This window comes from Bartonella sp. AP40SXNS, assembly GCF_042195825.1.
GTDB lineage: Bacteria > Pseudomonadota > Alphaproteobacteria > Rhizobiales > Rhizobiaceae > Bartonella.
Genome location: NZ_JBHIPB010000023.1, coordinates 1 through 9,096, shown reverse-complemented (window position 1 = coordinate 9,096; position 9,096 = coordinate 1). Strand labels below are relative to the sequence as shown.

Here is a 9,096-nt window from a genome sequence, read left to right as displayed (position 1 = left end):
CTCACGCTTGATGCGGCAGGGCTATCAAGTGGTGGTCAGACGCATTTGGCATCAGATACGGGAAAAATCAAGTTTCTGACCAACAAGGATCAAGATTTTAAGGATGTTTATCAGCGTAATGAAAATCTTGTGTGGTGGAGTGAGAGCGATAAAGGCTATCTGAAGGAGACCATCGAGCATGTCACCATAGATGCTAAGGGTGGCATAAAGCTTGATGCGGGTGATGGCTTTGTTGTTGAGTATCAGGCAACCGGTGATTTAGACAAATCCCTTGAGCAATTGTCTCGCTCTCCAGGCTTAGCATGGATCAAGCAACTGCGTGATGATCCAGAATTATCCAAGCAAGTTGATTGGCAAGCAGTTAAGGCTGAATTTAAAGACTGGGATTATAAAGCCCAAGGGCTGACAGAAGCCGGTGCGGCTCTCGTGGCATTGGCTGTCACGGCGGTTACGGGTGGAGCAGCCTCGGGCGCTGCCAGTGCCATTACCGGTGCTTTGGGGCTTGGCTCGAGTACGGCCATGAATGCGGCGATACAGGCTGGTGTCCAAGCGCTGATTAACAAAAGCGCTGTGGCTCTTGTCAATAATCGCGGCAATATTGCCGGCGCCTTGCATGAGCTTGGCTCTTCAAAGAATGTTCTCAGCATTGTCTCGTCGATGTTAACGGCGGGCTTAACCAGCCAAATAACGGAAATGGCAGGTGTTGGACAATCTTTGCCAAAAACCGCTCCTTTTGTCGATCGTATCGCCAGTGAAGCGGAAAAGAACCTGATCAAAGCCGCCATTGGCACAGGCGTTCAAACGGCTCTTGAGGGTGGCTCTCTTGACAAGAACTTTTTTAACAATCTGCGCATCGCCTTGTCTGATACGGTTGGCAAATCGTTGGCAGAAGAAATCGGTACCGCTAAGGCAGAAGGCAAAATAGACACGGTCACGCAGATCGTTGCCCATGCAGGACTTGGCTGCTTAAAAGGCGCTGTTGCGAGCGGTGCTTGCTCTGCAGGTGCTGTGGGGGGTGCTGTGGGTGAAGCCACTGCTATGCTCCAGTTTAAACTGTCGACCAAAAATTTTATACAAAAAGAAATAGCAGCATTGGATGGTCGTGTTCCAACGGCAGAAGAACAAGCGCGTATCAATGCAAAGATTGAAGCACAGTTTTCTGATTTTAATGATCATGCCATTGATATCGCGCGCATAGCGGGGGGCTTTGCTGCTGCCCTTGCTGGTGGTGATGTCAATACTGGCGCTGATGCCGCAGGTAATGCTGCCGAAAATAATTTTCTTCCTGCGGTAGCAGCTGCTGTAGCGTTCATTGTGTCGCTTACGCCACAAGAGTTGGCAGCTCTGTCTCTTTTTATGGCTGGTGGAGCAACTATTGTTCAATCTCCTAACAATAGAACCGCTATAGCTGATTTTCTTGCCTATTGGTTTGCATCAAAAAATGGAGAAGAAGATAGCGAAAAAACAAATCAAAACTCACAAGAAGAAAAAAACAAAGCTTCTCAGGCGAATGCTAAAGACCCACAAAACAATAATGACGATGACAATGATGGAAAAGGTAAAAAGCTTAATAAAGCTAGGGAACATCATGACAAAAAACGCGATGAGAAAAAACAAAAATTAAAGGAGGAAGGATTTTCACCCAGCGAAAAAGAATTAACGATTGAAATTGAAATTACGACAGATAAAGGCACAATTAAGGTAAGAACACGTCCCGATAACACATTTATTAAGGATGGAAAACCAGCGTTTGATGAGACGAAAACAGGTAAAGCCAAATTAAGTAAAGGGCAGAAAGGTTTAAGAGAAATATGTAAAACAACAGGAAGCATAAAATTTTGTGGTTCTGAAGCTGAAAAGTATCTTAAGCAAAATAAAGAAAAATTTGATCAATATCAAAAAGATCTTAAAGGTACTATAGATAATTTTAAAGGCAGTGTAAAAGAATTGGAGAAAGAATTAGATAAATTTAACAAGAATTGGGCTAAAAATCAGCTAGATAAGAAGTGGAATGAGGGGACACTGCACCATGGAGTTGATCGACATCCAAGCTATTTAAAAGGGAAGTGAAGCATAATGAAAACGAAAGACGTAACAGAGATTTTAAAAAGATTGGGCTGGGAGATTTATCGCGATGAAGTTGGAGATACATTTGCTTATTATCATTTCTCCGATCGTATAATACGCATTCTCTATGATGTTGTAGATTATGGAGAGGATGGTGGAAGGTTGCGGCTATCAGTTGCTCTTACCACCGCCGCTTATTGTCTTGCTGAGGAATATGATAATGGCGAACAGTCGCGCTATGAATATGGTGATACGTTGATTTATGCAGAAGAAAATTTCGGAATTGTGGCACAGAATCTTTCAGAAAGTCATATCGAAGCTGTTTTAAACAAAGTAATCTTTTGGGCACAAACGCAGAATATTGAACAAAAATTGCGTGAAGAAGCCGCCAATCATTCTGCTGTTGCACAAGCATTGCTTGGCGATATTGATGCTTTAAGGTCTGATAAGCCGGCACCTCAATTACATGTACCAGAATTTGCAGATTACAAAGCGATGACGCGGTATGAGCGCCTCATTCTTTTTGCGCAAGCTTATAAAAATGGGGAGTTAGACGATATTCTAACGCGTAAAAAGCCCAAACAGCGCTCGATAAGCCTTACTGCAGCAAGCCGTATTCTTAAAACCCAAGGGTGGTTTTCTACGGAACCTGGAAAAATGTGGCTCTCTTTGCCAGATCGCTTTATTCAGTTTGATTTTGGTTTTGTACATCTCCATAACAATTACAATGTCCGTCTTGAAGCTGAGATCTCTAACGAAGAGATTTCTGTAGCTTGCGAATATATTCACTATAGGGGAGAATATAATTGGATACGACCTACGGATATTTATCAGTCTTTTAATACGATTGGGGGAGGGATTTTTAGCGGTTTTGATAAAGGGATTGATATTTGTGTAGAGACGTTGAATGAGGAAGATTTGATAAAAATCTCTGAGCGGATAATACAATGGGCACGCGCCCAAGATTTACAAGCATCAATAGAAAGCAAAACACGTGTTCAAAAGTATAGCTACAATATAGATATAGTCTGGCATTTGGCTTGTTTAGCGTTGACAGGTCGAATTGATATCCTGAAATCTTATCAAAGTTTTCTAAAAGCAGGTACGATTTCTGAACATTTGGATGATAATGAAGTAAAAAAATATGTTAACCATGCCGTTGAATTTTCTGAAAAACATCTGAAAATCCTTAATGAGCGAGAAGCAGCAGAAGCACACCTTGGTCCGAAAGCTTTGATTACTTTCAATAAGGTTGCTGAGCAATTAAAAGAAATGGGTTGGACAGTTTATCGTGATAAAAACTATGATCGTAATACCTATTTTATCAGTAAAGACCGTATCATCAATATAATGTACAGTCTTCAAAGTGATGAAGAAGAGCCAATTGTTGCATTTAAGGCTTCCCTTTCAACACTTGGTTTTTCCACTGCTCATAGAGAAATTTTCTATAATATGCCTCAATATATAGCCCTCAAAGAAGCAGAAGAAGTTTATACAGTTTCTAGTACTGAATTGGATAGAGGCAAGCTAAAGGAGATTTGTACAGATATACTTGAATGGGCAGATCGGCAAAATGTTAATCAAATCATTTATGATTATGCGGCTTTTTCCCCAGACAGTGAACTTGATCTTGTAGCGCGTCACCTTATTGCGCTTGTTTTGATTGGGGATGTTGAAAAGCTCAAATCTTATAAGGAGAATTTTAGAAAGGGAAATTCTTTAGGTTTTGTGGAAGAAATCTCAAAATATAGAATTGATAATCTCCTCACTCTTGCACGGGGTTATCGAGCAGGTTTTCCGAAAAATGCACCGATTTTGAGCTTGGATCCGCAAATAGCATCTGTTGCTTCTAAAACAACTTCTGTTGAAGTGGCAGAGGAAGTGGATGAAGTGGATGACAATGATGATCGTCTCACCATGGAAAGTGCTCATGCACTTTTGAAAAGCTTAGGTTGGTCAACCGAGAAAATCAATGAGAATGATCATATGGCAAGCTATCAATTGGCTGATCGTGAAGTAGACATTCTTTATAACGACGAAATTGCCAAAGATTGTCCGCAATTTGATAGCGCCTTTTTGATTAGCACGGGCATTCTTTCCGCTGCTTGTAAATTCATTGATCCTACCTACACGGAAGATATTCCAGATATACAGCTTAATTTTGAAGCCAAGGGATTGGAAATCTTTGAACCAGAGGTCACTACGGATCGTTTAACACAGGCGCTTGATGATGCGCTAGAATGGGCGGTAACAGACATTGACCTTTCTAAAAGGCTACGCTTTGATTATGGCACTTCTCCTTGGCAACGGGATGCAACGTCTAAAGCAGATGATACGGATTATGCTTTGCTTCATCTTGGCGCTCTTGCCTTATTGGGCAATATTGAGACCTTACAATCTTATCAGCAAAGCTTTACGGCAGGTGATCACCTAGGCTTTGACGAAAGCATCAACAAAACCCACCTTGAACGTGCATTAGCTTTAGCCAAAGAAGTAGCAAAGGTGAAGCAAGTGAGCTACGCTTTGATTGAACGGGTAGCAAAAGATTTTGATGATCACTCAGAGCTTTCTAGCGAGGAATAACCTCGCTCTTGGAAGGAGAGTTTATTTAAGTCTATTTAGAACAAAGAATAAATTGATTATTTTGAAAAAATTGAGGGGATTATGAATCATGAAATGGATAAAGAAAAAAAGTATGGGGGCAGCTGAGCCGGTGGAATTTAAAAGTCAAAAAGTTTATCAGGAAGATGAACTGTTTGAGCCCGAAACAGTTTCTTCTTGGAAAGAAGAAGGACAGATAGTAACGGGTACAAATGTGGAAAGAATGGTATCAGGAAGAGCACCTATTGGAGTCGATTTTAGACCTATTATGTTACATCCTGTGACACAAGAACAAGATAGTCCTCTCGTTGAGGTTCTCTACTCATTTTATCAAGGCAGGAGTTTGGTTGCTCCTATGAATCCAAAGACAAATTTTATCAGAAAAGTTATTTGTTGGATTTCAAAAAAAAATTCCTAAGTAGGAAAAAAGAAAGAGTAATTATTGCAAATATTGAAATAATATCCCTAAAAGGCGCTCTCTAAACTTTAATGATCACCTCCTTTAATTCCATCATATATTGTAAATGCGAGATGATTGTACAGAGACAGATGAGAAAAGAGCTCCGTCAAGAACATATCTCTTATGATTTTATCAATCTCATCTCAATTCCATTGGCTATAGTAGAAAAAGATTGATCATTAGGAGCACTCATTATGAGTAAAAACACGCTGTGACTTATGGAGAAAAATTTATGAAAAGTTATACTTTATCAGATGTTGCACAATATGTTGATATGCATAGTCATGTTATTAATTTTGGTACTCAAGATAATGCCCCTGATGATGTACGGATTAAAACAGCTGAGAACACTCTTGGTTTACAATTTACCTCTTCCTATAAGAATTTTTTAAAAAATTATGGAGGAGGAGAAATTGGAGGTGAAGAAATATTCAGTATTTATGAAATCTGTGCAGGTATTCCTGCTGGTGATATTGTTTACCGAAATTTGCTCGATAGAAGAGATGGCTTTACGGACCCCAAACAACTTGTTATCTGCACAACTGATTTTGGTGAAACCTTTTATTTTGATTATAAGCAGTTTCGGGATGGTGAATGCCCACTCTATCTCAAGTATACATCTGAAGATTCTGAATATTACGCAAGTAATTTTTATGAATTTCTCTGCAAAAGAATTAAAGAGTATGCAGGGGAAGATTCATGAAAACTTATACCTTAGATGATGTTATACAACTAGTTGATAAATAGGATAATTGCGATTTATTTCTTGTTATGAAAACATCTAAAAAGAGATTGATCATTATAAAGATTAGCAAAATCCCTTTTAATAGACCGTGTCAGTGTTGTCAGTTCTTTTTAGAGCCTATATTATTTTTTTTTAATGAGAGAAAATTAAAAACATTATATTTCAATAGGTTAGTATTTTAATGATACAATCCTTATTAAGATACACCCCATAAATACAACTGTAAATATATATTTGTCAGTTATGTGTCAGTAAATTGAATTGACAAAATAGATTATTTTAGTGAGTGATTAAAATGTGCTTTATGAAAAGCATATGCTCCTTTAAAGCCTTTCAAAAGATAGTTATGTAACTCATAAGAAGTGCTATCAAGATCATTATGGTTATGAGTTTTGAAGATTTTGAGTATTTTGAGGGTTCCTTTTACGCCCCTTTATATATTATTTTTCAATCAAAAAATAAAAGTTATTATATTTCAATATGTTAATGTTTTAAATAAACAACCCATATTACACACAACACGTAAATACAATCTGTAATATATATAAAAAGGGGTTTTGAAGGTATTTTGAGGGTTTGAGAAACCTTCAAAACCTATAAGTAATATAAGAAAATGAATATACATAACTCTCTTTAAACAAAGCTATCATTTTAGATTACGGTATAACCTCTTAAAGGCAATGTAAAAAAATTTAATTCACTTTAGATAGGGTTTCTTAAAAGTCTTAAAGGCAATCCAAATAAAAGTATCTAAAAGTGCAAGTTTCTTCTTTTTAGAATAACGCATATAAGCACTCTTTTTAAAGATTGTATGTAATCAACTTAACAAGAGAGGTATAGATTATGGTTATAAGCTCTATACCCCTTGTGAATTTAGCATGCCTATCATGTGAACATGCTTTATAAGTTATTCAGTTTCTCTTAGTTCTAATTTTGGTAGGTTCTTAACGATTTTCATTGTCTCTAAACTTACGGTAATAACCCTCTGAAATAACTCTAGAGGGTAGGCAGGGTTGCCAATGGTTTCAACAGCATAACGATTGGCATCATTAACAATGCCACTCTTTTTATCAGTCTTTACGCATTGACGCCCCATAACCCATTCAAGAGCGGGCTTGCCATTGACGATATACTGATAAGCTTCAAGAGGGATATCTGTTATGGTAATATTGCTATTATAAATAACAGTGTTTTTATCTTTCTCTTTATCTGCTTTTGCGAATTTCATTTCAGTCACGTAATAGAATTTTTCGGGATTAGAGATCTCTGTCTGTTTTGGATTACCCTTTTTAAAGGTCACTGGATAAGGTTCTACATCTTCATAATTCACATGCAAATGACCTAGTTCACGTCCTGCTGTTACAAATTTCCAAAAGTCATCAGCACTCTTTACACAAGGAATGCGAGGTAATTCTTTGCATAAATTATCAGCATAACGAGAGCGATAATCTTCCGAATGAAGCAAACCGTAAACGTAATAGAATAGATCATCTTTAGTGATTTTTTCATTAGGATAAGCGGCTTTAAAATGTGCTAGCCCCTCATCAGTAATGGCATCACGTCTCTGTAAACCAGATGTTGTGTTTTTCTCTGTAGAATTTGCAAATAAATGGGATTGTTTTTCACTTTTATTTTTTGAAACTAGAGTGTCTTCGTAAATATAGCGTGGAAAGCATTGACCATTATGCACAACATGAAGATCAAGTATAGACTTAGCTATCAAAACAGAAAAACCTGATTGAGTTCCCATGCCTGAAATTTGTATTACCTTATTTTCAACCGCTCGTCCTATCGGAAATATATGCGGCATTTTATAAACCATTTCATTAAAGCTGCGATTATAATAAAGCCATTGTTGTGCAAATGGACGATAAAGACTTTGCATGAGATAAGATTCTTCAAATTTGAAGCTCTTTCCTTTTGCCAATTCTTGTTTAAGAGCGCGACTCCAACTTATTTTTCTTTCATCAGCATTAACAAAATTGTCTACAGTTTTAGTACGTGTTTTACCGTCATTATATGTATAAGCACCATTAAAATGCTCCACTTCACTATTGTAAAAAGCAATCATATTACTCATATTCTTCGCGAGAGTTTCACGACTTGAATTGTATGCCCAAGCATCCCGACTCGTCATAATACCGCGAGAATAAGTTTCAAATAGCTTTTTATCATCCCCTTTTTTAACACCTAGAGCTAGGAATGTCTTGAAACTGTCATCACGTTGATTGATCCAATCACCGTACTTGTCTGGTGTAATTATTTTCCAACCGTTTTCAAGTGTAATACCACCAACACTACCAAGGTATTGAAGCATCTCAAGTTTTTTTTCGGTAGAAAGATTATCTCCAATATCATGATAATAAATTTTACAAGGTCCAATAGCATTGGGATTTTTGATAAATAATGTTACGGCAATACCCGTCATACTACCATTGCCGAAAATATTCTCACCTTCTTGAGCGTTATTTTTATTCATCATATTTTTACGGATATCACCTCGTAAATTAAGTACATAAATACTCGTAAATTCTTTGGCTAAAGATTTTCGTAAACTATCCATTGCTGGCTTTTCTATATAGCTTGAACCAGAAACAAAACCGATTACCCCAGCATTATGAATACGGTCACTCGCCCAACGAATAGCACGTATATAACTGTCATAAAGCGCTCGTATATTACTTGCTTTAGATTGAGCCGCATAAGTTTCACTGATCCGTTTATCTAATATCGGGTAGGGAGTGTTCTTTGCATTATCATTTTCATTTTTTTGTCCTACCGAATAAGGAGGGTTACCAAAGATAACCTCGATATCCAGTTTCTTTTGATGTTCTAAATATTCACTGTTTTCTTTAAATAATTTTTGCAGCAGATTCTTCTCTTCAAGCATCCGAAACGTATCGGTCAAACCAATATGTTTAAAAGGGATATACTCACCTTTCATGATACTATGATAGGTCGATTCAATGTTAATCGCTGCTATGTAATAGGCAAGTAAAACAATTTCATTGGCATGGATATCATGACGGAATTTATATTCCATATCCTCTGGTTTGATGAGATTGGATTGTAATAGCCTTGTGATAAAGGTTCCCGTTCCCGTAAAAGGGTCGAGAATGGAGACACCCCGTGACCCCAAGCTTTTTCCAAATTCATTCCGCAACACATCATCAACAGAATGAATGATAAAATCAACAACCTCAACCGGCGTATAAACAATCCC

5 protein-coding genes are annotated in these 9,096 nt (G+C 37.6%); 4 read left to right on the top strand and 1 reads right to left on the bottom strand.

The features are described from left to right. The 4 genes from ACFILZ_RS09025 to ACFILZ_RS09010 form a co-directional block, all read left to right on the top strand. Window positions 1-2,070 (top strand): DUF637 domain-containing protein (locus ACFILZ_RS09025; RefSeq protein WP_375682376.1); only part of this gene is annotated, 2,070 nt, incomplete at its 5' end. 6 nt (window positions 2,071-2,076) lie between these two features. Continuing rightward, window positions 2,077-4,650 (top strand): DUF6990 domain-containing protein, encoded by a 2,574-nt coding sequence (locus tag ACFILZ_RS09020; RefSeq protein ID WP_375610945.1) that lies wholly within the window; start codon window positions 2,077-2,079, stop codon window positions 4,648-4,650. An 88-nt stretch (window positions 4,651-4,738) separates the two neighbouring features. Further along, entirely contained in the window at window positions 4,739-5,086 is a 348-nt protein-coding gene (locus ACFILZ_RS09015) for an HNH/ENDO VII family nuclease (protein WP_375610944.1), read from the top strand. 274 nt (window positions 5,087-5,360) lie between these two features. Continuing rightward, window positions 5,361-5,831, top strand: a complete 471-nt coding sequence (locus ACFILZ_RS09010; RefSeq protein WP_375610943.1) for an SMI1/KNR4 family protein — start codon at window positions 5,361-5,363, stop codon at window positions 5,829-5,831. Window positions 5,832-6,780: 949 nt separating this feature from the next. On the opposite strand, the gene ACFILZ_RS09005 is transcribed toward ACFILZ_RS09010, so the two are convergent. Further along, a partial coding sequence (locus ACFILZ_RS09005) for a type ISP restriction/modification enzyme (RefSeq protein ID WP_375610942.1) occupies window positions 6,781-9,096 on the bottom strand: 2,316 nt, incomplete at its 5' end.

Excerpts from the sequence above, each read along its gene's own strand:
- ACFILZ_RS09020 (WP_375610945.1), top strand. The coding sequence starts at position 2,077 with ATGAAAACGAAAGACGTAACAGAGATTTTAAAAAGATTGGGCTGGGAG.
- ACFILZ_RS09015 (WP_375610944.1), top strand. The coding sequence starts at position 4,739 with ATGAAATGGATAAAGAAAAAAAGTATGGGGGCAGCTGAGCCGGTGGAA.
- ACFILZ_RS09010 (WP_375610943.1), top strand. The coding sequence starts at position 5,361 with ATGAAAAGTTATACTTTATCAGATGTTGCACAATATGTTGATATGCAT.